Genomic DNA, 15,514 nt, shown 5'->3' on the forward strand with positions numbered 1-15,514 from the left:
TTAGCCACTCAGTTGCTTTTTGCATATCTGCATTACTCTCAACTAAAGCTTTTTTACAATCCATCATAGGTGCATCAGTTGCTTGACGCAACTCTCTTACCATTGCTGCCGTAACTTCCATAACTACGCTTCCTCTTTTTCTAAATCTTCTACTTCAACTGTTTTGAAATCTTCAGCAACAACAGACTCATCTGCTGCCATCTCTTCTTCAACTTCAATTTTTCCGCCCTCTCTTAAAGCTTTACCTTCATTGATAGCTTCTGTCATTTCACGACAAAAAAGCTGAATAGAACGGATAGCATCATCATTTCCAGGGATTGGGTAAGTGATAAGGTCAGGGTCACAGTTTGTGTCAAGTGGAGCAACAACAGGAATATTTAAACATCTAGCTTCTAAAACAGCGATGTGCTCTTTAACAGCATCTACGATGAAAAGCATGTCAGGAAGTTTTTTCATGTTGCGGATACCGCCGAAATATATCTCTAACTTCTCTTTTTGACGAATAAGCATAAGTGCTTCTTTTTTCGTTAAAAGATCAATTTGACCGTTCTCTTGCATCTCTGCAATAACGTCAAGCTTGCGGATAGACTTTTGAATAGTTGGGAAGTTTGTAAGCATTCCGCCTAACCATCTATTGTCAACATAAGGCATACCACATGCAATTGCTGCATCTCTTACAGACTGGCGTGCTTGTTTTTTAGTTCCAACGAAAAGAACAGTTTTTCCCTCGTGCGCCGCATCTACAACGATTTGGTATGTGTTACGGAAATAACGAAGAGTTTTTTGTAAATCTATAATATAGATATTTTTACGAACACCGAAGATATATTTTTTCATTTTCGGGTTCCAACGACGTGTTTGGTGTCCAAAGTGTACACCACACTCCAGTAAGTCTTTCATAGTTACCATTCAAGGTCCTTTAAGGGCATTTTTCAGCCGAAATTTAATTTTATTCTTGCAAAGCAAGAAGTTTCTGCCTCAAAGAGGCAATCTTCAGTGCCATAGCGGCTAGCGTAGCAAAGCGGGACTTTGTTCCGATTTGCGTTTCTAATCGAATGGTTTGTCAGTTCACTTTGGTAATATCGGGTAATACCCGCCTAAAAAGGGGGTTACACTGACTTTTGATACATACCTGTTGAATATTTCTTTAACTATAGGAGTGAAAGAAAATCCGCGAATTGTACTAAAAATATGTTTAATATAAGCTTTTTTACATTTTAAGCATTTACTTTGTAACACTGCGTCTATCTATTAGATTTTTTTATATAAAATTATCACAATTTAAAAAATTTTTTATATTTTCTGGGTATAGTACTAGTGACAATATCATAAAAAAAAGCATTGTTTACTGCTTTTAAACAAGGGATGAAAATGAAGAAGCCATTACTGCTGTCATTAGCTGCTGCTGCACTGATAGTAACAAACTTAAGTGCTGAAACTACCATGTATGAGCGTTTTGAAGCCATGGAGAGAGAGATGAACCAGCTAAAGCAAGAGATTGCTACGCTTAAGGCTCAAAAAGAGTCCACTCAAGATGAAGAGGCAGAAGATGATGGCGAACCGGGAACTGTTGCTTCTGATGATGCACAAAGCGCAGATAGTGTCGCTTCTGATGACGCGGGAGAAGATACAGAGGTAGTTGCTTCTGCAGATGAAGCCCAAGAGGAAGAGTCTGACGAAGATGAGGAGTATATTCCATCTACGGATGACAGACTTTTTGACATCGAGGAGAGTATTGCTGAGCTAAACAGAAATACATCAGGTTCACACCTAAAGTTCCAAGTCGACTATAGATTTGCTATAGAGAACATGAGCTATGAGATGGCAAATGGCGACAAAGCAGAAAATGATGCCTTTATGACAAACAGACTCTGGATAGATATGGGTTATAAAGCAACAAACAACCTAAGTTTTATAGGTCAATTAGCATACAATAAAGCTTTTGGTCAACGCTCAGGGGCAAGCAATCCTGCCACTGCTTCACTTGAAGGTTTTGACTGGATAGCGAATGAAAGCGCTTATGATGACAAGATAAGAGTGCGCAGTGCATACTTCTTATGGCAAGATCAGGAATTTTTTGGTCTAGATATTCCTTGGACATTTAGTATAGGTCGCCGCCCTTCAACTAATGGCGCACTTGTAAATCTTAGAGATGATGATCACGCCTCTTCACCAATAGGGCATGCTATCAATGTTGAATTTGATGGACTTAGTTCTCAATTTACACTCAACAAAGAGTACAAAACTTCTGTAAAACTTTGTCTTGGGCGCGGGATGAGCAACGCTGCTCCAAAATTTACATCAACCCCTTATGCAGAAGTATCAACAGAAAATACCAATATTGATTTAGCGGGACTGATTTTTACACCTTATGAAGATAGACAGTACAAAATTTCAAGTATGTACTACTACGCTAGCAATCTTATAGATGTAAAAGACCCTGATGCAAACCCACTCACAATAGATTATAGAGATGGTTTTGATACCGTTGGAGGACTGCATACCGGTGTTGCTTATGTCTCCGTCAAAGGCATCGGCGATGGATGGAGTAACTTTTTGGACTACACTACCGTTTTTGCAAGCTTTGCCGTTTCCAAAACTGATCCAAAAGAGGGTCAAAGCATGCTTGGTTCAACACAGAGCGAGACTGGTACATCTTTTTGGGTTGGAACTCAGTTCCCTTCACTTATCTCTGACTATGGAAAGTGGGGCGTAGAGTACAACCACGGAAGTAAATACTGGAGAAGTATGACTTACGGGGAAGATACAAACATAGGTTCAAAACTTGCGGCTCGCGGTGATGCGTATGAAGTCTACTTTACAGAGTATTTGGTTGATGACATCCTGTCTATGCAGCTTCGTTATACATATATAGATTATGAATATAGCGGAAGCAACGGTTTCTTTGGAAGCACAACGGGTACCCCTATAACTATGGATCAGGCAGTTTCATACGGTATGGGCGGGAGTGTAGTCGACAATGCTCAAGACATTCGTCTCTATATTCGCTACAAATATTAATCTAACTTCAAGGCTACTTGCCTTGAAGCTCTTCTAACTTCTCTTTAACGATTCTTGCGTGATCTTTTACTTTTACATTTTTCCAAAGAGCTTTTACGACACCTTTTGGGTCTATTATAAGCGTTGAGCGGACAATTCCCATATACTCTTTGCCATAGTTTTTCTTCATCTGCCAGATGCCGTATGCCTGCAGCATCCCTTTTTCTTCATCGCTTAAAAGAGTAATATTTAAATCTTTTTTCTCTATAAAATCACGGTGCTTTGCTGTAGAGTCTGCACTCACACCAAGTATTACCGCATTTAAAGTGCTAAAATCAGGTGCCGCCTCGCTAAAGTCGCACGCTTCGGTCGTACACCCTGGAGTGTTGTCTTTTGGGTAGAAGTAGAGAACTATCCACTTCCCCTTGAGATCTCTTAGACATATCTCTACATCATCCTGATTTGGCAGACAAAACTCCGGTGCTGCTGTATCTAATTCAACCATTCTTGTTCCTTTGTAAATTAATTCTTAAAAAACTTGTTTTTTATAGCTTCTAGGTATGCTAGCCAATGGCATACTCCATTCTAAGGGAGTTGGAAGGGACGGCAAGTCCCTCCCACTTAAACGGACTAGTTCGTTTAAGTGCGTAATATTAATTAAAACTTATCTTTTGTTTTTCCGTTTATCATCGTAGAGATAATGCCGTGCTCTTCTCTTATGTCTGCAATCACAACACCCGCTAAATGAAGAGGAATGAAGATTAAAAAGTAGTTATACGCCAACTCGTGAAGCTCTTTTATGCTTTTGACTGTTGCTTCTGCCAAACCTAACTCCTCATGAAGATACATTGAAAAACCACTGATAGTCATAAAAATTATCGCTGCATACAAGATATAGTATAGGACTTTAACGCCTTTTTTATGAAGCTCTAAAGAGCCGAAATCTTCTCTTTTGCTTTTGTCAAAAAAGAACAGAGCAATTCTATAAACAACTAAAAATGCGAGAGCGTAACCAAGTATGATATGCCACTCCCACATCCCTGCGCGAATAGCTTTTGCTATTGTGACAGCATCCTCTTTGAAAATCTCGACTCCAATATCAGAGAGTTTTGTCATTATAATCTCAGAGTTAGTCCTCCAACTCAAAAAACTCTTCCTAAGCAGAACTGTTCCCACTAAACCCAAAATAACTATGGCATTCAACCAGTGCCAAATTCTAAAACTTGCAGTGTACTTCATCTCAAACTCCTTAATATACAAACATCAAAAAGTAGACCCAGATGCCCGTTACAGAGGTAAGAACTACTCCTCCAAACACAACCAGACCCATTTTTCTATGAACACCTAATTGTAACAATTTTTTGGCTCTAAAGATAGCAGTTGCCCATAAAACAACAGTTATAACAGAAATTATGATGTGAAAGATAAGCACCACAAGAGCATAATCATAAGAGACTCCGCTCTCTTTCATAAAAGCGCTAAATCCGCCGCCTACTCTTACTCCATACTCAAAATATGCGAGAACTATCACAGAAAAAGCAAATATAATAATCTGAATATACGAGTGTGTCTTGTAATGTTTGTTTCTAGCAAAAGAGATTGCGACAGCTACTAGAAACGGTAAAAGTGAAACGATAAGCGTCACTAAATCCATAAATATTGGAGCGCGCGTTCCAAAAAAACCAGCTTCAAACATATAGCCTATATTGTTGTTCATTATTCAATCCTCTTTGTTTTTTGATAGTAAATATACCATGAAGCTAATAAAACCAAAACCATAAGAACGGCTATAGTTATCTGTTTTAAGTAGCTATCAATAAGTTCTTGATTTTCGCCTATAAAATAACCCAGCATCACAAGTATCAAAGCCCAGATACCCGCTCCAAGAGCAGTATATGTTGAAAATACGGCCAGATTCATACGCGAGAGTCCCGCAGGAATAGAGATAAGCTGACGAATTCCAGGAACCAATCTTCCAATGAACGTAGAGATGTGCCCATGTTTTTTAAAATATGTGTCCATTTTAACAAGAGCATCCTCCTTTATAAAAAAGTATTTTCCATATCTGCGAAGAATTTTTCTTCCCAAAAGCAGTGCTAAAAAGTAGTTTATGTAAGCACCAGCCATGGAACCTCCAAGAGCGCTTATCATTATCATGCTGATGCTCATGTCTCCTTTTGAGGCCAAATAACCTGCAGGAATAAGCACTATTTCGCTTGGAAACGGAACAAAGGAACTCTCTACGGTCATAAGCAGAAATATCCCAAGATATCCCCACTCAAATATAAGCTCGACCAAATCAGCGGCTAATTCTCTAATCATGTACTACCTTGTATGCATCTAAAATCATCATCTTTGCCACATCCTTGCTTGAGTGTTCCAAGAGAGCGCTGCTTTTGCTCTGCAGATTTTCATCTAAAAGCGAGAGTAGTTTCTCTCTTAAATCTTCACTCTCCCTCTCGCACCAGCCCATCTCATTTTGCACAATAAAGCGTGCATTGTGGTATTGATGGTCAGACGCGGCATGAGGAAAGGGAATAAAGAGAGCCGGCAAGCCGTTTGCGCAAAGCTCCCACAAAGTGCTGGCTCCAGAGCGGCTTACCGCCAAGTCTGCTTTTGACATCAAAGAGGGCATCTCTTTTGTAAATGCATACACCTCTGCCTCGACGCCCAACTCTTCATACTTTTTTTGCACTCTCTCATAATCCTTCTCACCCGCTTGATGGATGATTTTTATACCCTTCTTTTTAAGCTCTTCTGCTACGCTAAGTGCCAAATCATTGATGGCTTTTGCGCCCTGAGAACCGCCTAGAAAAATGATTGTTTTTACATCTTCTCTTTCTCTGGCGCTCTTAAAAAACTCCTCTTTTACCGGGTAGCCTATTATTGGGGATTTTTCATTATACGCGGATATAAATCTTGCTGCAAATGGTTTTAAAAGTGAGTTCAATCTTCCCTCAACCGCATTTTGTTCATGGATAAAAAGGGGGATGAATCTGCTTATGGCTGCAAATGATGCCGGAGCCGCCGAAAAGCCGCCAACACTGTAAACTGCCTCGATTTTGTGGCGTTTTAAGATCTTTCTTGAAGCAAAAAAAGCCTTTAAAACCAACCAAAGCGCCTTTACTTTTTTCAGGCCCTTTTGATTTACAACGCCTGTCGTTTCTAGAAAATAGACATGGCTAAAAGTGCTGTGATCTTCAAAATATTTTCTATCCTGACCGCTTGTCGAGCCTATGAAAATAGCTTCATGCCCCTCTTGCGCTGCAGCTTCAACAAGAGCCTCGGCAATCATCAAGTGCCCGCCTGTTCCGCCGCCTGTTATGCAAAACTTCATCTTATTTCCAATCTTCTCATATTAATCCATCTTCGCTTTTTTAGATGCCATCAGAACCATTCCCACCCCGACCGAAGCTGCCAAAATGGATGAGCCTCCGTAGCTTAAAAACGGAACTGAGATTCCTTTGATGGGCGTTATCCCGCTGATTCCGTACGCATTTACCAAGAAGGCGAAAGAGAGCAGAAGCCCTACTCCAAGACTAAAGAGGTAGACTCTTTTATCTTTTGTACGGTTGGCTATTTTAAAAATTCTCTGCAGCATCCACATAAAAAGCACCACAACAGTTAAGACTCCAAAAAATCCAAACTCCTCCGCAAGTCCCGCCAAAACAAAATCGGTATGAACCTCGCTTAAAAAACCGAGTTTAAAGGTTCCGTTTGAGACTCCTACCCCGAAGAGCCCTCCGTTATGTATGGCATTGAGCGAGTGTCCTATCTGGTATGGCTCAACCTCCGTTGGAACTCTGAGCTGCGCGGCAATGGCGTCGGGGAAAAGCTCCAACACGCTGTTTTGCGCAAGTGCCCACCAAGATTTTATACGTATGATTCTGTGTTCTGCACTGACGATAAAAAATAGAAAAAACATCAATGTCCCGACCAAAAGAGTCAAGAAAAATCTAAAACTGCTTCCTGCAAACATAAGCATAAACAGAAGCGTGAGTCCGATAACTACGACCTGACCCAAATCATTTTGCACAAAAGCTATAATAAACATAGCACCCACAAATACCACTCCATAGGGAGCAAATCTTATATACTCCTCTTTAACTCCCATGCCATCATGATGCCCCAGTTTCCTAGAGAAACTCCATGCCAAGAAATAGATAAAACCTATTTTAAAAAACTCAACGGGTGCGAGTGAAAAGCCAAAAAGTTTTATCCATCTCTTTGCTCCTCCGACCGCGGAGACGAGATATTCCGGTAAAAAAGGCATCGCAATCATAAGTATAGTAGAGCCGATAAAGAGCGTAAACCCGATGGGAGTTAGCAGTTTGTCAGGGTCTCCTTGAGCCAAAATCCAGATAACAAGTATGCTAAAGACCCCAAAAGCTGCCTGACGCATGGCAAAATGGAACTCATTTACACCAAAGAGTATGGTCGTATATGCCGAGAGGGTATAGGTGAGGATAATGCTTATCCCTATGAGAATAGAGACAAGGGTAAAGAGTTTTCTGTCTGCCATAAAAAGTTACTTTATTTTGTTGATTTTAAGAACAAACTCAACTTCTGCTTTAGAGATATGAAGCTCTTTTGAGATGGTATCTAAAGTGACTCCCTGCTTGTATAGTGAGATGATTTTTTCATCATCGTTACCGTGAATGGAGGCAGGAATAGATATCTGTTTCACGCCGCTCTCTAGAGAAGAGATTCTGGAATTTATATGCTCATCTATGGTAAGGATGCTCTCTTCAAGCCTCTTTAAACTGAGCGAGATTGGTTTTACCATATCATAAACAGTTCTCTCAACCTCTTGGTAAATCTCATCGTCACTCATGCGGTTTGTGTTTTTTTTGATGCCTGCTTGAGTATCGATGAGCTGTTTTTTAAGGTAAAAAATCTCTCTGTTTAGCTCCTCTGCAACCGTTGCTACGGAGCGGATATTTTTGTTATACTCAGAATCTTTTGTAAAAACATAGTAGATAAGATACAAAATCATGGCTGCCATTGCAACCACTAAATACTCTACGTTTATAGCCTCAAGATTCATTCCCTGTCCTCTTTTGCTTCACGGATAAGGACTCTCTCTCTTGCTGTCAAATACGCTCCCCACTCTCTCTCGTCACGTTCATGCATCTTTGTTATCTTTGCTAAAGAGTCATCGAGCGCGGTAAAAAATATGCCCACGTCTCTCTTTGGATGTACGGGCATAGCAACTCTGCCGTAGTACTCCGCGCCCTCTTTTAAAAGACCTTCGGATAGTTTAAAGTGCTCAAACCCTATAGACTCAATGGCTACTTCATGAGTCAAAGAGACCCTTTTTGGCTCTTCATTTTTCAAAAACATCTCTAGAGCGTCTACTTTTCTGTGAAGTTCGACCATAAGGTTTAGCAAAACCGGATCGGTATCGCTTGTATCGCCTTTTGCGCGTGCAAGTTTAAGCCATTGGTTTATGGGATCATCATCGCTCTCACTAAGCTGCTGATACTCTCTTAAATAAGCCTCTTTATTTGTTTCAAGCTCGCTAAACGCTATATCGATGGGTGCTTTTACTAATCTTACGCTCATAATAAAACCTTCTCAAGAATAATTAAAATAAAAAAGACAATTCCCAAATAACCGTTAACTGTGAAAAAAGCACGGTCTATTTTCGTAAAATCTTTTCTAACCAGATAGTGCTCATAACCAAGCATTACTGCGCTAAAGAGTACTGCAAGGTAGGCGAAAGTGTTTAGCTCAGCGACCCAAACAAAGAGCGCCCAAAAAACTATGGTCAAAACATGAAAGAGTGAGGAGAGTAGAAGCGTTGCTTCAGAGCCGTATTTTGAGGGGATTGAGTGAAGTCCTCTCTCTTTGTCGAACTCCATATCCTGCAAAGAGTACAGAAGGTCAAATCCCGCAACCCAAAATATTACTCCCAAACTAAGCATAACCGACCACGGCGTTATCTCGGCACTTACCGCTACAACTCCGGCGATAGGGGCAAGACCTAGCGATATACCAAGCACGACATGCGCCAAAGATGAGAATCTTTTAAAGTAGGAGTAACTGCCCAAAACCACAAGAATAGGAAAACTAAGAGCAAATGCCAGCGGGTTTATCATGTACGCCACCCCAATAAAGACAAAAGCGTTTACGGCGGTAAAGATCATAATACTTGAAGCATCCAGCCTTCCGTCAACGTTGGGTCTTGAAGCGGTTCTTGGATTGAGCGCATCGATATCTCTGTCTGCAAATCTGTTAAGCCCCATCGCAAAATTTCTAGCACTAACGGCTGCAAACACGCCCAAAATGAGCAGCCAAAACCCAAACCAGCCGTCCGCTGCTACAATCATGGCAATGAAGATAAAGGGAAGAGAGAAAATTGAGTGCTCAAACATAACAAGTTCGTTAAAATCTCTAAGTTTGCTTATATATCGCTTCAAATTGGACCTTGGCGCTTTTTTGTTTTATTTTACCCAAAGTTGATTTAAAATTGCTATAATTTTGCCATGATTCAACTCGCACTTATAGGTCCCACAGCATCAGGAAAAAGTGATTTGGCAATCAAAATCGCAAAAAAAATAGATGCCTACATCCTCTCAATCGATTCGCTAAGCATCTACAAAGAGATTGATATTGTCTCTGCAAAACCATCACAAAAAGAGCTCCAAGAGGTAAAACATTTCGGTATTGACCTTCTTAATCCAGATGAGTATTTCAGCGTTGAAATTTTCATAAACCTCTACAAAGAGGTAGCCTCTTTGTGTGAAAAAGAGAGAAAAAACCTCATCATCGTAGGCGGAACATCTTTTTACCTAAAATCCCTTATCAGCGGGCTCTCAGACATACCAAAGATTGACGATGACACATATTTGCGCGTAGAAAAAAAACTCGCCGATTTAAGAGGATGCTATGACTTTTTATATGCGCTGGATGAAGAGTATATGAAAAATATATCGCCATCGGATAGATACAGAATAGAAAAAGCGCTCCTTATCTATGAGGCTTCAAAACTCACTCCGAGCGAGTGGTTTGAGGCAAATCCTCCAAAACCGATAATAGAGAATCTTCCTATCTATAACATAGAGGTCGATAGAGAAATTTTACGAGAGAGAATAAAAAAACGCACTCTAAAGATGGTTGAGTCGGCTCTTATTGATGAAGTCTGCCGCCTAGAACAGCGTTACACAAGGCTTCCGAACTCCATGAACTCCATAGGCATTGTTGAAGTGTTAGAGTATCTTGATGGCAAAGTGACGCTTGAACAGATGGTTGAAAACATCTCCACACACACCGCTCAGCTTGCAAAAAGACAGCAGACATTTAACCGCACCCAGTTTGAGAGTGTCGTAAGCGCGCCGCTTGAAGATTTGGAAAAACTTATACTATCTTCTATACATTCTCAAAAGTAATCGTATTCTTTGCGTTTTTTTTACTTTTATATAGAGCCGAATCAGCAATATTCAACAGCTCTCGAACAGAAATTTCTCTTCTTAATATATCCACATGAACAACACCAAAACTCATAGTTATAAATTTTGATATATCACTAAACGAATGTTCTATATTCAGTTCCTCTATATCTTTTTTTGCTGTTTGGACAAGCTTTAATGCACTATCTTTAGGTGTTGCAATCAAAATAAAAACGAATTCCTCTCCTCCATATCTAGCTACAATATCTGTTTGTCGATTGAAAGTTTGTTTTAAAACATTAGCTACAGAGCGTATTGCTTCATCTCCTTTTATATGACCATAATTGTCGTTATACAATTTAAAATTATCTATATCACATATACCCAATGTAAAGCTTGTTCCGCCCCTTGATGCTCTGTCATATTCAATCTGCAGATTATCATCGAAATATCTTCTGTTATATAAGCCGCTTAATCCATCTGTAGTAGCAAGTTTGTCAAGTTCAATATTTCTTTTGTTTAACTCTTTTAGCGTTGCAACCTCTGTAGTAATATCTTTAAACACGACTACCGCTCCACTATTTTCAAAAGGGGAGATGCTAAGACTAAGATGAATTGAAGCTCCGTTTTTCTTTGTAATATGCTCTTCTACAATTCTCTTTTTTTTGTCTTTTAAAGTTTTAGATACCGGGCATGTCTCTTTTGTATGCGTATTACTTTTTAATATGCCATCATAAAATATAGCCTCAATGCTCTTATCTAAGACCTCATGCTTTAGCATATCTAACATCTCAAGAGCACTTTCATTTATGGATAAGCAGTTTCCATTGTTATCAACGGTGTAGACACCATAACCGACTGCATCTAGCATTAAATTGTTTTGTAACTGGTGACGTAATCTATTATTCAAACTATTACTGTAGAATTTACTTTTTTGTAATAAATATAAAACTAATATAATCAATAAAAGTAAAGCTGTCTCTGTAATCACCCTTGCAATCTCCTTTCATGTAGAATATACTATATGTAGTAATACTATGTATAGTATTGTTATCTATGATTATAAAATATTATAATTCTAGCCAGTTGTAATTATATATTTGTAAACTTAAAAAGTTTAATATTAGCGTTAAAAAGTAGTTGAAATGAAAAAACTTTCCATATCTGACGAAGAAGAATTAAGAGATTTTTATAAAACAGTCTCTGAAAATGTCAGAGCAATAAGAAAACAGAGAAATATGCCTCAGCTTGATTTGGTCTTAGAGATGGGTCTTAGATCAATATCATTTTACAGTAAATGCGAAAATCTAAAAGACAATCACCATTTTAACCTAGAGCATATATATAAAATAGCGGTCGCACTCAATGTTGATATTTTAGAGTTTTTTAACGGCATCAGTACTATAAAAGAAGATCCCTAGCTTAAAAAACTCTCTATCTCTTGCGCTATCTCATCAACGGCTTCGGTCGCTTTTTTGTAGAGCACTTTTGAAAAGTAGGCGTCATTTATGGCACTGCTTGGCTCATAGTTGTTCAAAATCGACCTGCTTGCGAACTGAGCCATTGTATTTACCCCTATGACATTGCCGCTTGTGCCGATGACCACAAAGAGTTCACAATCCTGAATATGTCTGTTTAACTCCTCATACATAGGTGCCTCTTCCCCGAAGAAGACGATGTTTGGTCTAAGTTTTGAGCCGCACGCTGGGCATTTTCCGCCGTTAAGCTCTCTTTGGCTTGCATAACCCACGTCAAAAATTTTCTCGCAATATGAGTCCTGACATCTAAGCTGTGTCATAAAACCGTGAAGATGGATAACGTCTTCGGATTTCAGTCCTGCTTTTTCAAAAAGATTGTCCACGTTTTGAGTAATGACCGCTATATCATCACCGTATCTCTTTTTCAGACCGGCTACAATCTTGTGTGCATAGTTAGGCTCTTTAGTCTGTAGCTCCGCCCTTCTTTTGTCATAAAACTCTATAGTCAGATCTTCATGCTTTTGCATACTGTCGTAGTTGCAGACAACACTCACATCGTACTCATCCCAAAGCCCGCCGCTGTCTCTAAATGTACTAATACCAGACTCCGCACTAATCCCCGCACCGCTTAAAATCAAAACTTTTGCCATCTTCTTTCCTCCATCAGAATTTAATTTTTAACGCCTTCACTTTGATAGAGAATATTTGATTAGGTGTCATTTCATCCATGCTTCAATCTCTGTAAAATCTCCAAAGCTTCCATCTCAAACTTAGAAAAAGCGAACCATTTTTTGCCAAGATCTTTAAGACTCGCTCCTATGTGATAAATCTCAGTATTGTCGATAATTAAAAACCTATCGTGAGCTTTTTTGAACTCATCTAGTTCTATATTTTGATACTGGGAGTTGTATTTTTGAAAGTCCAAACGCAGCTGTTTTGAAATGCTCTGAGTATAGATTTTTATTTTTAAATTTTGGTATTTGCTAAAGAGTGTAAAAACCGTATCGTCTATGTAGTTATCGATAAGAACCACTTCATCTTTTGCACTTTTTAACAAATCGTTCACAAAAACATAAGCATCATACATCTGCCCGTTAAAAAGTATTCCTTGTTTTTGTTTTAGCGTTGTATTTTCAAGTGAGTTTGAGATGGCTGATACTTTTGACTTTAAAAGCACCACCTCATTTTCAAGCTCTTTAAATCTTTGGTTTGTTATTTTTTCGGAGTTGATTACATACCCATCAGTAATGTAATTTTTGAGTACTTTTGTTGCCCATTGTCTAAACCGTACCCCTTTTTGCGATTTAACTCGATAGCCTACTGAAATAATTACATCTAAATTATAATATTCAACATTGTATGTTTTGCCATCACGAGCAGTTGTCGCAAAATTTGCGACAACTGAAAACTTTTCAAGCTCACCATCACTAAATACATTGCCAATATGCTTTCCTATGGTTTTTATATCTCTACCAAATAGCTCTGAAATTTGATGTCTATTGAGCCATACCGTATCATTTTCAATAGATACATAAAGCTCAAGCTCACCATCATTATAGAGAACAATATCTGATTGATTTAGCTTATTCATTTACATTGTTCCTATAAATTAACTCTGCCCATTCATATAATTTTCTAGTAGTTGAATTCGGATTATCCTTTTTTATATTAATTATTTTTTACCACCTCACGTACCCTACCCATTAATCCAAAACTCTCCACTTCCAAAAGCGAAAACACAAACCATTTTTTGCCGAGGTCTTTTAGGCTTGCTCCTATGTGGTAAATCTCTTTTTCATCAAGTATTAGAAACCTGTCATGAGAGCTTTTGAACTCTTTTGCCTCTAGGTTTTTGTATTGAGCGTTATATTTTTCTATGTCTAGTTTGAGTTGTTTTGATATGGTTTTGCAAAGCAGTGTTATTTTTACTTTTGGGTCTGCTTTGCTTAGGTGCGTGAGCGTAGTTTCGTCGCAGTAGTTGTCGATGAGGATGATGGATTTTTTGGCTTTTCTGATAAGCTCACTTATAAAAGCATAAGCGTCAAATATCTGCCCGTCGTAAAATATCCCCTGCTTGAGCTTGATGGATTTATCTTCTAGGGCATCAAAGAGCTTTTCAAACTTCTCATCTGTTTTTATCTCATTTGAGATTTGTCTTTTTTCTACAAGCTCAAGCCGTTTGAAGATGTCGGCGTTTAACGAGAGAAATCGTCTCATCTTTACAAAACTATTGATGATTTGGATACTTGTTTTTATGGCTGTTTCACTTCTAAGAACTGCCGAGAGCATGGAGACGCCCTGCTCTGTAAAAGCAAAGGGTAAAGACGAAGAGTGCTTGAGTGTTTGGAACCGGTCACAATTTGTGACCAGTTCTAGCATTTCAGCTTTATTTATCTGAAATCTAAACTCCTCTGGAAACCTCTCAATGTTTCTTTTGACAGCTTGATTGAGAACTTTTGTCTCTACCCCGTACAACTCTGCCAAATCTCTATCTACCATCACCTGCATACCGCGAATGGTAAAAATTCTATCTTCTATGTCTGTTTGTATCGCTAGATCATTCATACCAAACACCCGCCCCTCAAGCCTACAATGTTGTATTTTACCTAAAACCATTGTATTTTCTTATTTATAGCATATAAAATGATTTTAAGAAGAAAGTATTGCAGTTTGCAATATGCGGGGCTATCTTTTAACTGAGGCGCACTCTATGCAGAGTCCATTTTCGGGCATTATCTCAAGTCTCTCTTTTGCGATGTCATCGCCGCAGTCTATACATTCGCCAAAAGTTTTGTTATGAATTCTGTTGAGTGCTGAGTTTATTTTTTTGAGTTTTATCTCGGTTTGTCTTAGATTTTCAAGTGCTACATGTTGCTCCTGCAGAGCTTCTTGTCTTGTAAGCCTGCCTAGCGAGACATCGGGGCTTACGGGTTTTGTTCTCTCTTTTAAAGAAGCAATGCTATCCTCTACTTCACTCTTTAGGCTTTCGAGTTTTTCTTTAAAATATTGTAATTTTTCATTCTGCATTTTCTGCCTTGGCGTATTAGTTCTCTTGCAACTCTCTCATAAAATCAACTGTTATACTTTAACAAAAAAGATATAAAAAACCGCTATATCTCTTTTGCACTCTTTGCCAACTCTGCCCATGCGGAGCTAGGTTCGGCGTCTATGGCTTCTTGGTAGGCTTTTTGTGAAGCGTCGTCCTTCCAGAGTTTTTCGAGGACTGTTCCTAGAAGATATTTCTGCCTTGCTCTGTTGTTTTTGCTTAACTCAACATCATCCAAAGATTGTATAACCTCCAGCGCTCTGTTGTAGTTCTCTTTGTCGCTGTGGGCTTGGTAGAGCGCAAACTCTACAAATGGGCTCTGTATATGTGAGTTTGAACTCTGCTGTATTGCCATTATCTTCTCGCCGTACTCTATGACCATGTTTTTGTCTTTTATCTCACTTCCTACCGCCATAACTGCCACATATCTCTCTATATCTCTATAGTCATCTTTGTATGCTTTTAGCAGCTCGGTGATGGACTCGATCATCTTTTGGTGATTTTCAAGCCTGTGGTAAGTGTCAAATAGAGTTCTGTAGACATCTTTGTACTCGGAGTTTTCATCATCTTTAATAAGTGCTACTAGCTCTTTGGAAGCT

The 15,514-nt window shown here is 39.0% G+C and carries 18 protein-coding genes and 2 pseudogenes; 3 read left to right on the forward strand and 17 right to left on the reverse strand.

Features of this window, described 5'->3' with window-relative positions; genetic code table 11:
• Both RQ763_RS01540 and rpsB read right to left on the reverse strand, forming a co-directional pair.
• Positions 1–121, reverse strand: a pseudogene (locus RQ763_RS01540) (elongation factor Ts); the annotation flags it as partial.
• A 2-nt stretch (positions 122–123) separates the two neighbouring features.
• On the reverse strand, positions 124–909 hold the full coding sequence (rpsB, locus tag RQ763_RS01545) for a 30S ribosomal protein S2 (RefSeq protein WP_314150718.1): 786 nt from the start codon (positions 907–909) through the stop codon (positions 124–126).
• A gap of 462 nt (positions 910–1,371) precedes the next feature.
• On the opposite strand from rpsB, the gene RQ763_RS01550 reads away from it, so the two are divergent.
• Positions 1,372–3,021: a DUF3373 family protein gene (locus RQ763_RS01550; RefSeq protein WP_314150719.1), complete on the forward strand. Its 1,650-nt coding sequence runs from the start codon at positions 1,372–1,374 to the stop codon at positions 3,019–3,021.
• Between the two features lie 13 nt (positions 3,022–3,034).
• Here the strand turns inward: RQ763_RS01550 and bcp are convergent, their stop codons facing one another.
• The 9 genes from bcp to mqnP all read right to left on the reverse strand — a co-directional run bounded on the left by bcp (position 3,035) and on the right by mqnP (position 9,422).
• Positions 3,035–3,505, reverse strand: coding sequence for a thioredoxin-dependent thiol peroxidase (bcp, locus tag RQ763_RS01555; protein WP_314150720.1), 471 nt, complete (start codon positions 3,503–3,505; stop codon positions 3,035–3,037).
• A gap of 152 nt (positions 3,506–3,657) precedes the next feature.
• A complete protein-coding gene (locus RQ763_RS01560; RefSeq protein WP_314150721.1) occupies positions 3,658–4,239 on the reverse strand; it encodes a cytochrome b/b6 domain-containing protein in 582 nt (193 codons plus the stop codon).
• A 10-nt stretch (positions 4,240–4,249) separates the two neighbouring features.
• Positions 4,250–4,717 (reverse strand): DUF420 domain-containing protein, encoded by a 468-nt coding sequence (locus RQ763_RS01565; RefSeq protein WP_314150722.1) that lies wholly within the window; start codon positions 4,715–4,717, stop codon positions 4,250–4,252.
• On the reverse strand, positions 4,717–5,322 hold the full coding sequence (locus RQ763_RS01570; protein WP_314150724.1) for a DedA family protein: 606 nt from the start codon (positions 5,320–5,322) through the stop codon (positions 4,717–4,719). Before RQ763_RS01570 ends, RQ763_RS01565 begins: the two co-directional genes overlap by 1 nt.
• On the reverse strand, positions 5,315–6,337 hold the full coding sequence (gene murG, locus RQ763_RS01575) for an undecaprenyldiphospho-muramoylpentapeptide beta-N-acetylglucosaminyltransferase (RefSeq protein WP_314150725.1): 1,023 nt from the start codon (positions 6,335–6,337) through the stop codon (positions 5,315–5,317). Before murG ends, RQ763_RS01570 begins: the two co-directional genes overlap by 8 nt.
• 21 nt (positions 6,338–6,358) lie before the next feature.
• A complete protein-coding gene (locus tag RQ763_RS01580) occupies positions 6,359–7,522 on the reverse strand; it encodes an FtsW/RodA/SpoVE family cell cycle protein (protein WP_314150727.1) in 1,164 nt (387 codons plus the stop codon).
• 6 nt (positions 7,523–7,528) lie between these two features.
• A complete protein-coding gene (locus RQ763_RS01585) occupies positions 7,529–8,047 on the reverse strand; it encodes a hypothetical protein (protein WP_314150728.1) in 519 nt (172 codons plus the stop codon).
• Positions 8,044–8,565 (reverse strand): hypothetical protein, encoded by a 522-nt coding sequence (locus RQ763_RS01590; RefSeq protein ID WP_314150729.1) that lies wholly within the window; start codon positions 8,563–8,565, stop codon positions 8,044–8,046. Before RQ763_RS01590 ends, RQ763_RS01585 begins: the two co-directional genes overlap by 4 nt.
• Complete coding sequence (gene mqnP / locus RQ763_RS01595; RefSeq protein WP_314150730.1) at positions 8,562–9,422, reverse strand: menaquinone biosynthesis prenyltransferase MqnP; 861 nt, start codon at positions 9,420–9,422, stop codon at positions 8,562–8,564. Before mqnP ends, RQ763_RS01590 begins: the two co-directional genes overlap by 4 nt.
• A 66-nt stretch (positions 9,423–9,488) precedes the next feature.
• Here mqnP and miaA point away from each other — a divergent pair, with 66 nt between their 5' ends.
• Positions 9,489–10,391 carry a tRNA (adenosine(37)-N6)-dimethylallyltransferase MiaA gene (gene miaA / locus RQ763_RS01600; RefSeq protein WP_314150731.1) on the forward strand — a complete coding sequence of 301 codons (903 nt, stop codon included), beginning with the start codon at positions 9,489–9,491 and terminating at the stop codon, positions 10,389–10,391.
• Here the strand turns inward: miaA and RQ763_RS01605 are convergent.
• Positions 10,372–11,382 (reverse strand): diguanylate cyclase, encoded by a 1,011-nt coding sequence (locus tag RQ763_RS01605; protein ID WP_314150732.1) that lies wholly within the window; start codon positions 11,380–11,382, stop codon positions 10,372–10,374. The genes miaA and RQ763_RS01605 overlap by 20 nt on opposite strands.
• Positions 11,383–11,536: 154 nt before the next feature.
• Here RQ763_RS01605 and RQ763_RS01610 point away from each other — a divergent pair, with 154 nt between their 5' ends.
• On the forward strand, positions 11,537–11,812 hold the full coding sequence (locus tag RQ763_RS01610) for a helix-turn-helix transcriptional regulator (RefSeq protein ID WP_314150733.1): 276 nt from the start codon (positions 11,537–11,539) through the stop codon (positions 11,810–11,812).
• Here the strand turns inward: RQ763_RS01610 and RQ763_RS01615 are convergent.
• The 5 genes and pseudogenes from RQ763_RS01615 to RQ763_RS01635 form a co-directional block, all read right to left on the reverse strand.
• Positions 11,809–12,519 (reverse strand): SIR2 family NAD-dependent protein deacylase, encoded by a 711-nt coding sequence (locus RQ763_RS01615; RefSeq protein ID WP_314150735.1) that lies wholly within the window; start codon positions 12,517–12,519, stop codon positions 11,809–11,811. The genes RQ763_RS01610 and RQ763_RS01615 overlap by 4 nt on opposite strands.
• 71 nt (positions 12,520–12,590) lie before the next feature.
• The gene (gene rhuM / locus RQ763_RS01620; protein WP_314150736.1) at positions 12,591–13,460 is read right to left on the reverse strand and encodes a virulence RhuM family protein; all 870 of its coding nucleotides are present in this window, start codon (positions 13,458–13,460) and stop codon (positions 12,591–12,593) included.
• Between the two features lie 77 nt (positions 13,461–13,537).
• A complete protein-coding gene (locus RQ763_RS01625; protein ID WP_314150737.1) occupies positions 13,538–14,434 on the reverse strand; it encodes an ORF6N domain-containing protein in 897 nt (298 codons plus the stop codon).
• Positions 14,435–14,554: 120 nt separating this feature from the next.
• Positions 14,555–14,896, reverse strand: a complete 342-nt coding sequence (locus tag RQ763_RS01630) for a TraR/DksA family transcriptional regulator (protein WP_314150738.1) — start codon at positions 14,894–14,896, stop codon at positions 14,555–14,557.
• 83 nt (positions 14,897–14,979) lie between these two features.
• A pseudogene (locus RQ763_RS01635) lies at positions 14,980–15,514 on the reverse strand (flagellar protein); the annotation flags it as partial.

The sequence above is a fragment of the Sulfurimonas sp. genome, assembly GCF_032250635.1.
Taxonomy (GTDB): domain Bacteria; phylum Campylobacterota; class Campylobacteria; order Campylobacterales; family Sulfurimonadaceae; genus Sulfurimonas.

What these genes read in the sequence shown, in the direction of transcription:
- RQ763_RS01580 (WP_314150727.1), bottom strand. Translation starts at nt 7,522, where the DNA reads ATGGCAGACAGAAAACTCTTTACCCTTGTCTCTATTCTCATAGGGATA.
- rpsB (WP_314150718.1), bottom strand. Translation starts at nt 909, where the DNA reads ATGGTAACTATGAAAGACTTACTGGAGTGTGGTGTACACTTTGGACAC.
- RQ763_RS01565 (WP_314150722.1), bottom strand. Translation starts at nt 4,717, where the DNA reads ATGAACAACAATATAGGCTATATGTTTGAAGCTGGTTTTTTTGGAACG.
- rhuM (WP_314150736.1), bottom strand. Translation starts at nt 13,460, where the DNA reads ATGAATAAGCTAAATCAATCAGATATTGTTCTCTATAATGATGGTGAG.
- RQ763_RS01560 (WP_314150721.1), bottom strand. Translation starts at nt 4,239, where the DNA reads ATGAAGTACACTGCAAGTTTTAGAATTTGGCACTGGTTGAATGCCATA.
- RQ763_RS01610 (WP_314150733.1), top strand. Translation starts at nt 11,537, where the DNA reads ATGAAAAAACTTTCCATATCTGACGAAGAAGAATTAAGAGATTTTTAT.
- RQ763_RS01630 (WP_314150738.1), bottom strand. Translation starts at nt 14,896, where the DNA reads ATGCAGAATGAAAAATTACAATATTTTAAAGAAAAACTCGAAAGCCTA.
- RQ763_RS01615 (WP_314150735.1), bottom strand. Translation starts at nt 12,519, where the DNA reads ATGGCAAAAGTTTTGATTTTAAGCGGTGCGGGGATTAGTGCGGAGTCT.
- murG (WP_314150725.1), bottom strand. Translation starts at nt 6,337, where the DNA reads ATGAAGTTTTGCATAACAGGCGGCGGAACAGGCGGGCACTTGATGATT.
- RQ763_RS01570 (WP_314150724.1), bottom strand. Translation starts at nt 5,322, where the DNA reads ATGATTAGAGAATTAGCCGCTGATTTGGTCGAGCTTATATTTGAGTGG.
- RQ763_RS01590 (WP_314150729.1), bottom strand. Translation starts at nt 8,565, where the DNA reads ATGAGCGTAAGATTAGTAAAAGCACCCATCGATATAGCGTTTAGCGAG.
- RQ763_RS01550 (WP_314150719.1), top strand. Translation starts at nt 1,372, where the DNA reads ATGAAGAAGCCATTACTGCTGTCATTAGCTGCTGCTGCACTGATAGTA.
- bcp (WP_314150720.1), bottom strand. Translation starts at nt 3,505, where the DNA reads ATGGTTGAATTAGATACAGCAGCACCGGAGTTTTGTCTGCCAAATCAG.
- RQ763_RS01585 (WP_314150728.1), bottom strand. Translation starts at nt 8,047, where the DNA reads ATGAATCTTGAGGCTATAAACGTAGAGTATTTAGTGGTTGCAATGGCA.
- RQ763_RS01625 (WP_314150737.1), bottom strand. Translation starts at nt 14,434, where the DNA reads ATGAATGATCTAGCGATACAAACAGACATAGAAGATAGAATTTTTACC.
- miaA (WP_314150731.1), top strand. Translation starts at nt 9,489, where the DNA reads ATGATTCAACTCGCACTTATAGGTCCCACAGCATCAGGAAAAAGTGAT.